This is a genomic window from Martelella sp. HB161492, from assembly GCF_013184775.1.
Lineage (GTDB): Bacteria > Pseudomonadota > Alphaproteobacteria > Rhizobiales > Rhizobiaceae > Martelella.
The window spans coordinates 77929-93101 of sequence record NZ_JAATVV010000003.1 but is presented as its reverse complement, the minus strand read 5'-3'; the positions used below and the strand labels follow the sequence as shown (position 1 = coordinate 93101).

The 15173-nt window shown below is 59.3% G+C and carries 14 protein-coding genes and 1 pseudogene; 10 read left to right on the top strand and 5 right to left on the bottom strand.

Annotated elements, in window-relative coordinates:
• Positions 1–3 precede the first annotated feature (3 nt).
• Entirely contained in the window at positions 4–780 is a 777-nt protein-coding gene (ubiE, locus tag HCK86_RS06145) for a bifunctional demethylmenaquinone methyltransferase/2-methoxy-6-polyprenyl-1,4-benzoquinol methylase UbiE (RefSeq protein ID WP_176083592.1), read from the bottom strand.
• 155 nt (positions 781–935) lie between these two features.
• On the opposite strand from ubiE, the gene mutM reads away from it, so the two are divergent.
• Entirely contained in the window at positions 936–1829 is an 894-nt protein-coding gene (gene mutM, locus HCK86_RS06140; protein ID WP_176083591.1) for a bifunctional DNA-formamidopyrimidine glycosylase/DNA-(apurinic or apyrimidinic site) lyase, read from the top strand.
• A gap of 2 nt (positions 1830–1831) precedes the next feature.
• Here the strand turns inward: mutM and HCK86_RS06135 are convergent, their stop codons facing one another.
• Positions 1832–2824, bottom strand: coding sequence for a 2-hydroxyacid dehydrogenase (locus tag HCK86_RS06135; protein WP_176083590.1), 993 nt, complete (start codon positions 2822–2824; stop codon positions 1832–1834).
• 476 nt (positions 2825–3300) lie between these two features.
• Here HCK86_RS06135 and rpsT point away from each other — a divergent pair, with 476 nt between their 5' ends.
• The 6 genes from rpsT (at position 3301) to HCK86_RS06105 (ending at position 9740) form a co-directional block, all read left to right on the top strand.
• Positions 3301–3567 carry a 30S ribosomal protein S20 gene (rpsT, locus tag HCK86_RS06130; RefSeq protein WP_176083589.1) on the top strand — a complete coding sequence of 89 codons (267 nt, stop codon included), beginning with the start codon at positions 3301–3303 and terminating at the stop codon, positions 3565–3567.
• An 892-nt stretch (positions 3568–4459) separates the two neighbouring features.
• Positions 4460–5923, top strand: coding sequence for a chromosomal replication initiator protein DnaA (dnaA, locus tag HCK86_RS06125; protein ID WP_246739478.1), 1464 nt, complete (start codon positions 4460–4462; stop codon positions 5921–5923).
• Positions 5924–6313: 390 nt separating this feature from the next.
• A complete protein-coding gene (locus HCK86_RS06120) occupies positions 6314–6667 on the top strand; it encodes an arsenate reductase (RefSeq protein WP_176083587.1) in 354 nt (117 codons plus the stop codon).
• Between the two features lies 1 nt (position 6668).
• Positions 6669–7142, top strand: a complete 474-nt coding sequence (gene ybaK / locus HCK86_RS06115) for a Cys-tRNA(Pro) deacylase (RefSeq protein WP_176083586.1) — start codon at positions 6669–6671, stop codon at positions 7140–7142.
• A gap of 90 nt (positions 7143–7232) precedes the next feature.
• Positions 7233–8309: a D-alanine--D-alanine ligase family protein gene (locus HCK86_RS06110; RefSeq protein WP_176083585.1), complete on the top strand. Its 1077-nt coding sequence runs from the start codon at positions 7233–7235 to the stop codon at positions 8307–8309.
• A 180-nt stretch (positions 8310–8489) separates the two neighbouring features.
• Positions 8490–9740, top strand: coding sequence for an aminopeptidase (locus HCK86_RS06105; protein ID WP_176083584.1), 1251 nt, complete (start codon positions 8490–8492; stop codon positions 9738–9740).
• Between the two features lie 54 nt (positions 9741–9794).
• Here HCK86_RS06105 and HCK86_RS06100 read toward each other — a convergent pair whose 3' ends face one another.
• Both HCK86_RS06100 and xseA read right to left on the bottom strand, forming a co-directional pair.
• Positions 9795–10385 (bottom strand): NAD(P)H-dependent oxidoreductase, encoded by a 591-nt coding sequence (locus HCK86_RS06100; RefSeq protein ID WP_176083852.1) that lies wholly within the window; start codon positions 10383–10385, stop codon positions 9795–9797.
• Between the two features lie 233 nt (positions 10386–10618).
• Entirely contained in the window at positions 10619–12103 is a 1485-nt protein-coding gene (gene xseA, locus HCK86_RS06095; protein WP_176083583.1) for an exodeoxyribonuclease VII large subunit, read from the bottom strand.
• A 123-nt stretch (positions 12104–12226) separates the two neighbouring features.
• Between xseA and HCK86_RS06090 the strand changes: the two genes are divergently transcribed.
• From HCK86_RS06090 to HCK86_RS06080, 3 genes are read left to right on the top strand one after another with little or no spacing between them, the layout of a single operon-like run.
• Positions 12227–12490 carry a hypothetical protein gene (locus HCK86_RS06090; protein ID WP_176083582.1) on the top strand — a complete coding sequence of 88 codons (264 nt, stop codon included), beginning with the start codon at positions 12227–12229 and terminating at the stop codon, positions 12488–12490.
• Positions 12490–13830: a hypothetical protein gene (locus HCK86_RS06085; RefSeq protein ID WP_176083581.1), complete on the top strand. Its 1341-nt coding sequence runs from the start codon at positions 12490–12492 to the stop codon at positions 13828–13830. Before HCK86_RS06090 ends, HCK86_RS06085 begins: the two co-directional genes overlap by 1 nt.
• Positions 13820–14176, top strand: coding sequence for a hypothetical protein (locus tag HCK86_RS06080; RefSeq protein WP_176083580.1), 357 nt, complete (start codon positions 13820–13822; stop codon positions 14174–14176). Before HCK86_RS06085 ends, HCK86_RS06080 begins: the two co-directional genes overlap by 11 nt.
• 228 nt (positions 14177–14404) lie before the next feature.
• Here the strand turns inward: HCK86_RS06080 and HCK86_RS06075 are convergent.
• A pseudogene (locus HCK86_RS06075) lies at positions 14405–15142 on the bottom strand (IS5 family transposase).
• Positions 15143–15173: the final 31 nt, after the last annotated feature.

Here is a 15173-nt window from a genome sequence, read left to right as displayed (position 1 = left end):
GCCTTAAAGCTTCCAGCCGGAGTGAAGCGCGGCAATACCGCTGGAATAGTTGGTGAAGCTGACGCGCGAGAAGCCCGCACGTTCGATCATGGTCGCAAAGTCTTTCTGTGCCGGAAATTTGCGGATCGATTCGACCAGATAGCGATAGGGCTCGCCATCACCCGTGATCGCCTTGCCGATCGCCGGGATCGCCTGGAACGACCAGAGATCATAGACCTTGTCGATCAGCGGCGAATCAAGCTCGGAAAATTCCAGCACCAGCAGCCGGCCGCCACGCTTCAGGACGCGATGGGCCTCGGCAAGCGCCTTTTCGATATGCGGCACATTGCGAATGCCGAAAGCAATCGTATAGGCATCAAAGGTCTTGTCCTCGAAAGGCAGCGCCTCGGCATTGGCCTCGACGAAGGTCAGATTATCGGCAAGCCCCTTCTTGCGCGCACGCTCCTCGCCGACGCCGAGCATCGAACCGTTGATATCGAGAACCGTGGCCTTTGCCAGCCCGCCGGAGGCCTCGATGATGCGGAAGGCGATATCGCCCGTGCCGCCGGCCACATCGAGAACGTGATAGTCCGGATCGGGCCGCGGGTTGAGCGCGGCGATCATTGCATTCTTCCAGGCCCGGTGCAGACCGGCCGACATCAGGTCATTCATCACGTCGTAACGTTTGGCGACCTTGTGGAAGACGTCATTGACGAGCGGCTGCTTGTCGCCATCGGCGACATTTTTGAAGCCAAAGGAAGTCTCCATACCGCCTTCGGCAGTGGTCCGGTTCTCGGCCATAAGCGCACCTCGTCATTAACCCAACAAACATATCTAGCCAGACCATAGCGAAATCGCAAAGGCTTAGCCATCTCGGCCGCTTTCGGGAAAGGCGGCTTTCGGCCTATAAACCGAAAAAGAGACAAACAAAACGTCAAAGACGGATTTTTGAGATCATGCCGGAACTGCCCGAAGTCGAAACCGTGCGCCGTGGCCTGGCGCCAGCCATGGAAAATGCCGTGATTGAGCGGCTTGAACTGAAGCGCAAGGACCTGCGCTTTCCCTTTCCTGAAGGCTTTGCTGCCGTGACGGAAGGCCGCAGGATCAAAAGCCTTGGCCGCCGCGCCAAATATCTGCTGATCGATCTCGAAGATGACCTGACGATTATCGCCCATCTCGGCATGTCCGGCTCTTTCCGGATCGAAGCGGATGGCAGAAGCGATGCTCCCGGCGCCTTCGCCCTGCCGCGCGGCAAGGATGAAAAGCACGATCACGTCATCTTTCACCTGAACGGCGCCGGCGGGCCGCTGCGCGTCATCTACAATGACCCGCGCCGTTTCGGTTTCATGATGCTGAGCCCGCGGCGCGCGCTCGAAACCCTTGCCGCCTTTCGCGACCTCGGACCGGAACCCCTGGGCAATGCGCTCGATGCCGCAACGCTGGCGGCCCGCTTTGCCGGCAAGAAACAGCCGCTGAAGGCAGCCCTGCTCGACCAGCGCAATATTGCCGGGCTCGGCAATATCTATGTCTGCGAAGCGCTCTGGCGCGCCGGCCTCTCCCCGTTCAGCGCCGCCGGCGAACTGGTGAGCCCGACGGGCAGGCCGCGTGCATCCCTTGGACATCTGGTCGAGGCAATCCGCGCCGTGATCGCCGAGGCGATCACGGCCGGCGGCTCGACGCTGCGCGATCACCGCCAGGCCGATGGCACGCTTGGCTATTTTCAGCATAATTTCGCAGTCTATGACCGCGCCGGCGAACCCTGCCGCCATGCAGGCTGCAAGGGCACGATCGCCCGCGCCGTGCAGGGCGGGCGGTCAACCTTCTACTGCGCAACATGCCAGACCGGCTGAAATCAGCGCCTGGTGATCGGGTGCAGCGATTTGCCGTCATCCTCAAAGGCGGAGATATTGCCCATCGTCGTGCGGGCAATATTGAACAGGGCTTCCTGGGTGAAAAAGCCCTGATGGCCAGTGATCAGCACATTGGGGAAGGTCAGCAGCCTGGCAAAGATGTCGTCGCGGATCACGGTTGAGGAGAGATCGCGGAAGAACAGGTCCTCTTCTTCCTCATAGACATCCAGCGCCAGCGCGCCGATCTGCCCCGATTTCAGTCCCTCAATCACCGCCAGCGTATCAATCACCCCGCCGCGGCTGGTGTTGACCAGCATCTTGCAGCGCTCCATCTTCGCAATCGCCGCTTCATCGATGAAGTGACGGGTCTCCGGCGTCAACGGGCAATGAAGCGTGATGATCTCGGAACGGGCCAGCAGCTCATCCTTGTCGACATAGCGGGCGCCGAGCGCCACGGCCTCATCATTCGGATAAGGGTCGAATGCCAGAAGATTGCAGCCGAAACCGGAAAAGGCGCGCATGACATTGCGGCCGATGCCACCGGTACCGACAACACCGATGGTCTTGCCATGAAGATCGAAGCCGAGCAGGCCGTTCAAGGCGAAATTGCCTTCGCGAACCCGGTTATAGGCGCGGTGAATCTTGCGATTGAGCGTCATGACCAACGCCAGCGTGTGTTCGGCAATGGCATAGGGGGAATAGGAGGGAACGCGGGCGACTTCGATCCCCAGCCGGTCGGCCATGGTCAGATCGACCCGGTTGAAGCCAGCGCAACGCAGCGCCACGAGCTTCACCCCCTCCTCATGCAACACCGACAGGGTCGAGGCGCCAAGATCATCATTGACAAAGGCGCAGATGACCTTGGATCCGGAGGCCAGCTTGGCTGTCGGAGCATGCAGTGCCGCCTCCGTAAAGACCAGATCATGACGGCCTTCATTGGCGCTGGTGAGGAAGTCCTCATCATAGGGTTTGGCGGAAAAAACGGTTACACGCATATCATTTCCCCGCTGCTGGCCGGAACCAGACAGCCATTGCAGGCTGGAGCGCCGTGCGGTCATGTGAACGCACAAAGGACGCTGTAGCCTATTGAAACGTCGCATCATGCGCCCCGAGAATCGATTCTGATTTTCGGGCCGAAACGCGACCACTCGCCGGACGGCCGGATGGCGGAATGCAACAGACGGCAGGCCATCGTCACATCCCGGGCGAAATGAAGTTTAAATGTCTTTGCGGCAAAGACAATGCCGAGAGGCTTGCGGCAAATAGCCATTGGCTACAAATGGCCTTTCAGCCGGTCCACATGTGTCGCAAAACCGTCTTTTACACATTGACTGAGCTGGGTTTTGCCTTTATATGCCCGGCCACAGAGATCGAAAGCCGAGACGGCTTCACAACCATGCGCCATGCGCCGAGGTGCTTAACTGCAACTTTGGAAGCTGGGGCTTAAGCTGAATTCGAAGAGAGACTTTATATGGCCAATACAACCTCGGCGAAAAAGGCGACGCGCAAAATTGCCCGCCGTACCGCCATCAACAAGTCGCGCCGCTCGCGCGTTCGCGGCTTCATCCGCAAGGTGGAAGAGGCGATCGCCGCTGGCGATATTGAAATTGCAAAGGCTGCCCTCAAGGCTGCCGAGCCGGAACTGGCCCGTGCCGCTTCCAAGGGCGTGATGCACCGCAACACTGCCTCGCGCAAGGTTTCCCGTCTGACGCATCGCGTTGCGACGATGGGCGCCTAAGCCATCAAAATCTTTGATGAATAAAAACCCGGCTTCGGCCGGGTTTTTTTGTGTCTGCAATACGGGAAGACTCACTGTGACATTTTCGTCTCGTCAGCATGACAGGATAATGACGAGCAAAAGTCTTTATTTTCAATTGCGTAGCCGAGGAAGCCGCAACTTTGTCAAGTTTGAGGCAGCGATTGACATGTCAATAAGCTGTCAAGCTGAATTATTTTTAAATGTCGATCTTGTTGCCGAAAACATGTGGATATTTGAATCTAATTGATTCAACAGCGATTCTTCAGATGACCATCGTTGCGAGTCAAAATCGGACGTCAGAGTCAATGCTATGCCGGCCCATTCGGCAAAAAATCACTGTTGAAATTCGATGCGGTTCTTGCCTAAATGGCCCTTACAGACGGCGGGCACACTGCTCTTTCTCTTTAGGGAGATGGTAACACAGTTCTTGTGGATTGTGGGTGGCGCGGCCCCGCCGGGGCGGAACGTTAAGTTTCGTTATCCCTACAGTTTCAGGTTGCAATCCGGGTAGAATACCTATTTTCCCGGAGCGTATATTTATGTGCCTTTCAGAGAGGTGAGCAGGCGGGAAAAAGCGGATACGGGGACATGCGAGAATGGGTGGCAATTGCCTTCGATGACGAGGCATCGATGGATCGATCACGGTTGCCATGCCCGAGCCTGAACAAACAGGCCAATTCCAAACGAGACCGGAAATAACGGTCCAGACTGATTTTGGCGGCGCTTTCCGGAGGAAACCGCTTGCCAGGGTGATATTTCGAAAGGCGGCAAAAGAATGAAGATGAGAATGGTGGCCTCCCGCGATGAGCACGAGGAGGAGTTGTCCAGTGCACGCAATTTGGATGATGGACATGCTCACGCGGACACCGAGATGAACAGCGGCGACAATGAATTTTTCGAACGTTTCTGCACCTCCCTCAAGGCTCGGGTCGGAACAGACGTCTATGCCAGCTGGTTTGGACGGCTGAAGCTGCACAGCGCCTCCAAGAGCGTTCTGCGCTTTTCCGTTCCCACGGCCTTTCTCAAGTCCTGGATCAACAACCACTATATTGATCTGATGACCGAGATCGCCAAGAGCGACCGTCCGCAGCTGCTGAAGGTCGAAGTTCTGGTGCGATCGGCAACACGCAGCGTGCGTGCGGTTCGCAAGCCCGAGGCAGCTCTGAAGGTGCCGGCACCACAGGCGGCGCCCGCTAGGCCGGCAATGCACCGCAATGTCGCCAGCGCGCCCACCTTCTCCGACCCGCAGCCCGCGTCGACGCCGCGCGGCAACGGCACGGCATCGACCGTGTTCGGCTCGCCGCTCGACCCCTATTTCACCTTCGACAATTTCGTCGAGGGCGGATCGAACCGGGTCGCACTCGCCGCAGCGCGCACCATTGCGGAATCGAACGGCTCCGCCACAGTCCGCTTCAACCCGCTGTTCATCCACGCCTCGGTCGGGCTCGGCAAAACCCATCTTCTGCAGGCGATTGCCAATGCGGCCCTTGCCTCGCCAGCCAAACCGCGCGTTGTCTATCTGACCGCTGAATATTTCATGTGGAAGTTCGCCACCGCCATTCGCGACAATGACGCACTGACGCTGAAGGATTCCCTGCGCAATATCGATCTTCTGGTGATCGACGACATGCAGTTTCTGCAGGGCAAGACCATCCAGCAGGAATTCTGCCATTTGCTGAACACGCTTCTCGACAGCGCCAAGCAGGTGGTTGTTGCAGCGGATCGCGCCTCATGCGATCTGGAATCGCTCGATCCGCGCGTCCGCTCCCGCCTGACCGGCGGCGTGACGCTGGAGATCGACGCTCCGGATTATGCCATGCGTCTGGAAATGCTGAAGCGCCGGCTCGAACTCGCCCAGATTGACGATCCGACGATTGAAATTCCGGAAAACGTGCTCGCCCATGTGGCCGGTAAGGTCACCGCCAGCGGCCGCGAACTTGAAGGCGCCTTCAACCAGCTTCTGTTCCGCCGCTCCTTCGAGCCCGATCTGTCGCTGGAGCGCGTTGACGAGCTGCTGGTCCATCTGGTCGGCAGCGGCGAGCCGCGGCGCGTGCGGATCGAGGATATTCAGCGCGTCGTCGCACGCCACTACAGCGTCACGCGTCAGGAATTGATCTCCAATCGCCGTACACGGGTCATCGTCAAGCCACGCCAGATCGCCATGTTCCTGGCCAAGACCATGACGCCGCGCTCCTTCCCCGAGATCGGCCGCCGCTTTGGCGGGCGCGATCACACAACGGTGCTGCACGCCGTGCGCAAGATCGAGGAGCTTCTGGAAAAGGATCAGAAGCTTTCACAGGAAGTCGAGCTGTTGAAGCGCCTGATCAACGAATAGGACTGTCATGGTCACGAGAAAGGGCCCGGCTGCAGAGCCGGGCCCTTTTTGATTGCGGACATAGTCATTCAGTTTTCCTGCTTGAGGGGGCCTCCTCCGTCGTCATCCCTGTGCTCGTCACGGGGATCCAGGCTCTTCAGGGCATTGGACGAGAAGAGAGTCCTTCGCCGTGCAGACGCACGGCGGCTGGATATCTGTGCCAAGCACAGATATGACGCAAGTGGGGATTGGAAAGGGTTGTCAACAGTCTGGAGGGCCGGCTGCACAGCCTGGCCGTTTTTGATTGGGGACAGGCCGTCTGGCGGATTGAATCGCCGCACCGCTCCGAAAATCGATTCCGATTCGCCGGCCAATACGCTAGAGCAGAGTGAAAACCGAAGGGAAGGCATCATGACCACCACGCTTTACGGCATCAAAAACTGCGACACGATGAAGAAAGCATGGACCTGGCTGGACACCCACGACATCGCCTATGATTTCCATGATTACAAAAAGGCCGGTATTGACCGGGCACATCTTGAAGCCTGGTGCGATGCGGCTGGCTGGGAGAAAGTGCTTAACCGGGCCGGAATGAGTTTCCGCAAACTGGCGGATGCGGACAAGCAGGATCTGAACCGCGACAAGGCCATCGCGCTGATGCTTGCCAATCCATCCATGATCAAGCGGCCGGTGCTCGCGCGCGAAAGCGGAATTCTGGTCGGCTTCAAGCCAGAGATTTATGCCGAGGCCTTCGGGACCGCATGACATGGCCAAGACCACTCAGGCAACCCGTTTCCTCGACAAGGCTGGCATTTCCTACACCGTCCAGACCTATGATTATGACCCCAATGCTTTCAAGGTTGGCCTTCAGGCGGCGTCAGCCATCGGCGAGCCTGCATCACGTGTCCTAAAGACGCTGATGGCTGAGGTTGACGGCAAACCGGTCTGCGCGGTCATCCCCTCCAATGAGGAAGCCTCGATGAAGAAACTGGCGGCGATCTTCAACGGCAAGCATGCCCATATGCTGACACCGCATGATGCCGAACGGCTGACCGGCTATCATGTCGGCGGCATCTCGCCCTTCGGCCAGCGCAAACGGGTTCCGGTGGCTTTTGAGGAGCAGGCGCTTGGCGAACCCTATGTGGTGATGAATGGCGGCGGACGCGGGCTTCAGGTGAAGCTTCTGCCAGCCGATGCCATCAAGGCCCTTTCTGCCATCACCGCAAGCGTGATTGCCTGACCCTCTCCCGCACAGCCCTTCGCCCCATTATTGCCGGTATTATGGTTCGAGCTGTCGCACGCCCATCCACCCCGGCCCCCGGAGCATGCCGTGACATCATCTGCAGACAGAATACGCATTGCCATCCTTTTTGGCGGCCGTTCGGCCGAACATGATGTGTCGCTGCTTTCGGCCACCAATGTCGTCAACGCACTCGATCCGGAACGATATGAGATCGTGCCGGTTTTCGTCACCCGCGATGGTCGCTGGCTGCTGGCGGAATTCAAAGAGCATGCACTGACAACGCCCGTTTCAGGAACCGAACTTGCGCTTGTTCCCGGTGGCAAGGGCCGACTGATTGCCATTCAAGCGGAAATGGCGCCATCGGAACTGCAGCCGATCGATATCCTGTTTCCGGTTCTGCACGGCCTGCACGGTGAGGACGGCGCGGCCCAGGGACTGGCGGAGGTTGCCCGGGTGCCGCTTGCAGGCTGCTCCATTCTCGGTTCCGCCACAGCGCTCGACAAGGCGATTGCCAAGCGGCTTCTGCAGGCCGATGACATTCCCGTCGCCCGCGCCCTGACGCTCGACAAGGAGGCAGCGATCTCCTTGGCCGAAATTGAAGCGAGGCTTGGCCTGCCGGTCTTCATCAAACCGGCACGGCAGGGCTCATCCGTCGGTGTCAGCAAGGTGAAGAACGAGGCGGACTACGCCCGCGCGCTGAACGAGGGTTTCCTGCATGACGACAGGCTGCTGGTGGAGGAATTCATCGCCGGGCGCGAGATTGAATTCGCGGTGCTGGAAGATCCCGGCGGCAGGCTGACCGTTTCACGGCCCGGCGAGATCGCCCCTGCTGAGGCCCATGGCTTTTACAGCTATGAGGCCAAATATGTCGATGCAAACGGCGCCATGCTGAGTGTGCCGGCAGCCCTGCCCGAACCGCTGGAGGCGGCGATGGCGGCAATGGCCGCCCGCGCCTTCCGGGCGCTTGGCTGTGATGCCATGGCGCGGGTCGATTTCTTCCTGATGGAAGACGGCCGCTTCCTCGTCAACGAGCTCAATACCATTCCCGGCTTCACCGATATCAGCATGTATGCCAAGGCAATGGCCGCTTCGGGCATTGCCTATCCCGTCCTGATCGACCGGTTGGTTGCCCACGGGCTGCGCCGCGCGCAGCGGAACGGCTAGAGGCGCCGTAGCAAGCAAGGCGCCGTTACCGAGGTTCCCCTCCCCCACGGTTGCCGTTTCAATGACCGGGACCAGACCGGCGCTTTGTCCATTGATGCGATCACGAACCGGCCGGCGCTTCAATTTTGCGCCAAAGCGCACTAGATAAGACAGAACCAAAGCAAGCAAGAAGGCGCAGCGATGAACGTTCAGACCAACCTTCCCATCGACATGAGCAAACTGGAGAAACTGGCCGAGGTTTCGGTAAAGGTCGGCCTTGACCTCGCCGAGGGTCAGGACCTGATCATCACGGCGCCGCTCGAGGCCCAGCCGCTGACGCGGCTGATTGCCCGGCATGCCTATCGCGCCGGCGCTGGTATCGTCACCACGCTGTTCTCGGATCCCGAAGCAACGCTGGAACGGTTTGAAAATGGTCGCGATGGCAGTTTTGATGCCGCCCCCGCCTGGCTTTACGAGGGCATGGGCAAGGCCTATGCCAATGGCGCGGCCCGGCTTGCCATTGTCGGCGAGGACCCGATGCTGCTCTCCGGCCAGGACGCGGACAAGGTTTCGCGCGCCAATCGCGCCAATTCGCAGGCCTACAAGCCCGCCGGCGAGAAGATCTCCAATTTCGACATCAACTGGAACATCATCTCCTATCCGACACTGGCCTGGGCCAAGCGGGTTTTCCCCGGCGATACCGAGCCAATGGCCGTCGCCAAGCTCGCCAAGGCGATTTTCGCCGCCTCGCGCGTTGCCGAAAGCGATCCGGTTGCCGCCTGGGCCGCGCATAATGCCAATCTTGCGGCGCGCTCGGCCTTCCTCAACGGCAAGCGCTTTGCCGCCCTGCATTTCACTGGCCCCGGCACTGACCTGACGGTCGGCCTTGCCGATGAGCATGAGTGGCATGGTGGTGCATCACCGGCCAAGAACGGTATTGTCTGCAATCCGAATATTCCGACGGAAGAGGTCTTCACCACGCCGCACCGCCTGCGTGTCGAGGGCCATGTCTCCGCCACCAAGCCGCTGTCGCATCAGGGTACGCTGATCGACGAGATCCGCGTACAGTTTGAAAAGGGCAAGATCATCCATGCAGCCGCCTCAAAGGGCGGCGATGTGCTGAACCGCGTCCTCGACACCGATGAGGGTGCCCGCCATCTCGGTGAAGTGGCGCTGGTGCCGCATTCCTCGCCGATATCGCAGAGCGGCATTCTGTTCTACAACACGCTGTTTGACGAAAATGCCTCCTGCCACATCGCTCTCGGGCAGTGCTATTCGAAATGCTTCCTTAATGGCGCTTCGCTTTCCAAGGATGAGATTGCCGCCAAGGGCGGCAATTCATCCTTCATCCATATCGACTGGATGATCGGCTCCGACAAGGTCGACATTGACGGCATCGACGCCAATGGCGACGCCACGCCGGTGATGCGCGGCGGCGAATGGGCTGATTGAGGCACCTGAAACGCGCATCCAATCAAGGCGGCGCTTCGGGCCGCCTTTTTCCTTTCAGAGCGACTGCGCAACCCGGCGCACCCGGGCGAGATGGGCCTGACGCTGGTTCAGGTCCGACTTGTCAACGCCATGCATGTTGACCATCCGGAATTTCGGGAAATGCGGGCAATAGGAGCGCGTGCCGCGTCTGAGCAGCCGTTTCACCGGATGGCCCATATAGAGATTGACCACCCACCAGGGCGAACCGGTGGTCGTGAAGGCATAGACGAATTTGAGATTTTTCAGCGCCGGACGGATCAGCCCGCCTGCCCGGTTATGCTCGAAGCCAACACCCGGCGCGAAAACGCGGTCGAAAAACCCCTTCATCATCGCCGGCATGTTGAAGTTCCACTGCGGGAAGACAAGGATCATGCCATCGGCGGCCTGCAGCCGGGCGGCGATATCGGCGATACCGGACAGGTCATAGTCTTCGTCATAATAGCCGCGCCGCTCGGCAACGGAGAGTCGTGGATCAAAATCCTCGGCATAGAGATCGAGAAAATCGACCTCGTGACCTGTCTCAGTCAGGCCGTCGCGGATTTCAGCAGCAATGGCCGCATTGAAGCTTTCCGGCAAGGGATGGGAATAGACCAGGAGAATGCGCATCAGATAGCTTTCCTGTCCGGCAGACAGGAATACGCCTTTTCCAACCGGATCGATGATTGAGAAGGAACGGGCTGAGCCCAAGAACATTTCCGCTTTTCTCAGGAAAGGCGAAAGTGTTCAATCGTAATGTCTTCGCGCGTTCCCGGACGGAAAACCGATAACCGCCTTTCCTGGAAACGCCCTAGCGCATCAAGATAGAGCGTCCTGATGCGTCCAAAAGTACGCCCGGCGCTCTAGAACAGGCTGCCCTGCCCGCTATCTTCATCTTTTTTGCTTCTGGCCGCAACGGGCTTTTTGGCCGCAGCTGTTTTCGGCTTTGGCTCCGCCGCAACAGCGACGGTGTCAACGCTTTCGCCTGCAGCCGCCGTCAGCCTGCCATCGGCAAATTCGATTTCCAGCCTGTCACCGCCGCCGATCGCCGCCCGCCGGGTCAGCGGCTTGCCATCGGCATTGCGGATCACGGCAAAACCGCGCTCGAGCACGTTGCGATAGGAAAGCGAATTCAGCACCCGCTCCTGGCTGAGAAGCGCGGCTCTTCTGGTCTTCATGCCACCAGTGAGCGCCGTATCTGCGCGCAGACCGAGACCATGGAGACGTTCGCGGGCATTTTCGACCTTCATGGCGAGCCGCTGCGGCAGACCGGCAAGGCCGCTCGCGCGCTGTTCGAAAAAGCGGCGCTTGTTGATGGTATTGAGTTCCAGCGCGCGAGTAAGCCGCATGGCCGTCTCGTCGAACCGCCGGCGCGGTAGCGCCAGAAGCTGATCGAGCGATGGCAGACCACGGGCAAGACCGGCAAGGGTCTGGCGGCGGAAATCCATCAGCCGGCCGATGGCGGAGGCAAGCCGCGCAGCCATCCTGGCCTGATCGGCAACCAGTTCCGCCTTGACGGGAACGGCCCTTTCAGCAGCCCCTGTCGGGGTTGGCGCACGATAATCGGCAGCGTGATCAATCAGTGTCCAGTCAGTTTCATGACCAACGGCAGAAATCAGCGGGATCGTGCTTGCGGCTACAGCGCGGACCACGGCCTCATCATTGAAGCCCCAGAGATCCTCCAGCGAGCCGCCGCCCCGCGCGACAATCAGCAGGTCCGGCCTTGCAACCGGCCCATCCAGTGCGAGAGCGTTAAAGCCGGAAATGGCCGCCGCCACCTGATCGCCAGAGCCTTCGCCCTGAACCTTGACCGGCCAGACAACGACATGAACGGGAAAGCGATCCGAAATGCGGTGCAGGATATCGCGGATAACAGCCCCGGTTGGCGAGGTGATGACGCCGATGACCTTCGGCATGTAGGGCAACGGACGCTTCTTCGCTTCGTCAAACAGCCCTTCAGCCGCCAGTTTCTTGCGGCGCTCCTCAAGCAGCGCCATCAGCGCTCCGGCACCAGCGGGCTCAAGTGTTTCAACCACCAGTTGATATTTGGATGCCCCTGGAAAGGTGGTCACCCGGCCGGTGACAATCACCTCCATCCCTTCCTCAGGCTTGATCGCAAGGCCGGAAAAGGTTCCGCGCCAGATCACCGTATCAATCCGGGAACGTTCATCTTTCAGGGAAAAATAGGCATGGCCTGAAGAATGCGGGCCGCGATATCCCGAAATTTCGCCGCGGAGACGGATACGATCAAAACGATCCTCGACCGTCCGCTTGATGGCACCGGACAGTTCGGAAACGGTGAATTCCGGCAGGTTTGTCGCCGAATCGTTGTCGAATAGTGACTGCATGTCCGCACCCTAACCGATCCCCGACGGTGATGCAGCCTCCCAAAATTTCATCCCCCTTTATTCCCGCCCTCTGAAATGCGCCGATTATATCCATGGTTGAAATTCCGAAGAAGGGAGCCTCCGATGACCGACCGATTTGCCACCAGAGACTTTTCACTGACCAGCCCCGCTTATGACGGCTTCTCCATCACCCCCAGTGACAGCACCGCACTCAGCGAGACCACGCGGGCGCTCTACATCGGCGGCGGCGGCGATGTGACATTGACGATGGCGGCCGGCACGACGCTGACCTTTGCCGGCCTGAATGCAGGCACTATCTTGCCGGTCCGCGCCAACAGCGTCCTCACAACCGGCACCACCGCGACAGCACTCATCGGACTTGTCTGATGCTGGGGCTCGCTGTTTCACTCACCGCCACCGGCGGCACGCCGCCTTTCTGGCAGAGCGCAGACCTTGCCGCCGAAGCAACAGATGGCGCTTTCACCGGATATCCGGCCGCCGTGCTCGATTTCAGCGGGAAGCGCTATGCCCAGACCCAACTTTCCAGCACGGCGATTGCTTCCGCAACGCCGAGCCAGATGCAGAACCTTACCGCCAAGGCACTTGCGGACGTCATGACTTTTACCCGGGCGGGCAATGCCACCTATATCGATCCGGCAGATGGACTGATCAGGACAGCGGCAACCAATATTCAGCGTTTTGAAGCTGATGGGCTGTTGCTGGAAGGGCCCGCCACCAATTTCGCAACGATCTCCAGTCATACCGCCACCACGCCATGGACCAACATGTCTAGCAACGGCCTGACAGTTGCCGTTGTCGCGACCGGCATGATGGGCGGTGTTCCCTATGCTGACTTTTCGCTTAATGGTACGATGACGACCTCGGCATCGACGCTTTTCGTCGTGACGGCAACAACGATCACTGCAGCGCTCTCCGGTCAGTCATGGACGGCTTCTCTCTATCATCAGCTTGTGAGCGGATCTTGGCCCGCCAGCTCTTTCGGCCTTGCCGCCGGTGTCTTCGAACTGAACGCATCAAGCAGCTATCTCGATGGTTCGCTGACATTCAATATCCCTGGCACGGCTTTCGCCCGCAGCATAACCAGAAGAACATTGACCAACGCCCTAACGGCCTATGTGCGCAGCGGAATCATCGTCAACGGCATTGCCGGATCAACGAGTTTTTCCGGACAGATCATCAGGCTTTTCGGCTTGCAGCTCGAACAGAATGCGAGGGCAACCTCGCTAATACAGACGACAGGCTCGGCGGTAACGCGCCCGGCGGACAATGCAAGACTGTCGGATCAGATTGCCGCGATCCTTCAACGCAACGCCGCAAGCCTCGTACTGCAAGGCACGAACTGGAGAGGCGCGGTTGGGCGTCTCATCGGAGGCTCGAATGCAGAAAGGCTCATCGGGTTCGGTAGCGACGATACGACGATCGGATCAGGAACGGCAACCTTTGTTACAATGGCAAGCGGCCTCATACCCCCGCTACCGAATTCCGGAGTCGGCCTCAGCTTCGACAGCGCGGGGCGTGCAGCGAGCTATAACGGCAGTGCCCCCAGCACCTCCGCGACCGAGATTGATACCGACCGCTCTGCAATCTATCTCGGCCGGGATCAGAACGGTCGTTTTGCCAATGGCCATATCAAGCGGTTGACGATCTGGCCGTTTCGCATGACTGACACCGACCTTAAGGCGAAGGCGACAGCGTATGGAGCATGATCTCTTTTTGAAATTCGAGGACGAAGCAGCAGCACGAACGGCGCTGTCTGTCGCAGGCATTGGTACCGTCGATGACGGAGAAGGCAATATACGCCTTCCCTTTGATGGCGCGCTTGCCGATGGAAGCCGTTTCGCCCTTTCAATCTGCGGCAGCGGTAGCGGCACGCTCCATGCGCCAACTGGCGAAACCATCGACAGTGTTGATGAAAGCGGTGCACCGATCAAGATGGCAGTATATGCGGCGATTGCCGGTTACCACATCAACATACGATTTGAGGGCATGGTTCCAGAAAGCCTTGCCATTTTCGACACTGCGCCGGACACGCCGGCCGAACGCTTTGCCTGAAATCACGCAGCATTGCAGCCTCCTGCATGCCCATGACAACAGAAGGGCCGATACCGGCATCAGCCCTTTTTGCTTGATAGACCTCCGCTCAGGAGGGAGGCGACTGTTGCCGTGTCTTAAACACCGCAAAGACTGGGATCCGCCTGGCCCGATCGCGCTCGACAACATTGCGATCTGAATGAACGGATCGGCGCTCCAGTCGGATCAAGCCCTAGGACGAATCGACATTCATCGGAGCCAGATGGCGATTGCGGCAAGATAGGCAAATCCTTCGAAGTGACACCTCCGCCTGTCATATCGCGTGGCAAAACGTCGGAAGTGCTTGAGCCGATTGAAGCAACCTTCGATGCGATTTCGATGTCGGTAGGCTTGCGTGTCGTGGGGAATGATGATCTTGCGCGAACGGTTCGAGGGGATGACCGCCTCGGCCTTTCATGGCGGCAGTCTTCTCGCGCAAAGCATTGCTGTCATAGGCTTTATCAGCAAGAACAGCGGCAGCGGACTGCCCTTCCAGAAGAGCTTCGGCCTGGGTGCAGTCGCCAACCTGTCCGGCGGTGACGATGAGGCGTACCGGGCGGCCGAGCGTGTCGGCAAGCATATGGATCTTGGTGGTCAGTCCGCCTCGGGAGCCCCCCAACGCCTGATCCTTTGCCCCCCTTTTCCGCTCGCCGCTTGCTGATGGGCGCGGACGATGGTGCTGTCGATCATCAGATACTGGTTGGCGCGGTCGGCAGCCAACACATCGAACACCCGCTCCCAAACGCCAGCGTGGCACCAGCGGCTGAAGCGCCGGTGCACCGTCTTCCATTTGCCATAGCGTTCCGGCAGGTCGCGCCAGTGCGCACCAGAACGCAGCACCCAAAGACAACCGTTGACAAACAAGCGGTTATCGCTCCCGGTCCGCCCGGGATCGCCGGGCTTTCCTGGCAAAAGTGCCGAAATCCGTTCCCACTGTGCTTCGTTCAGTTCCTAACGCTTGATCCCCGTCGCTCGCTCC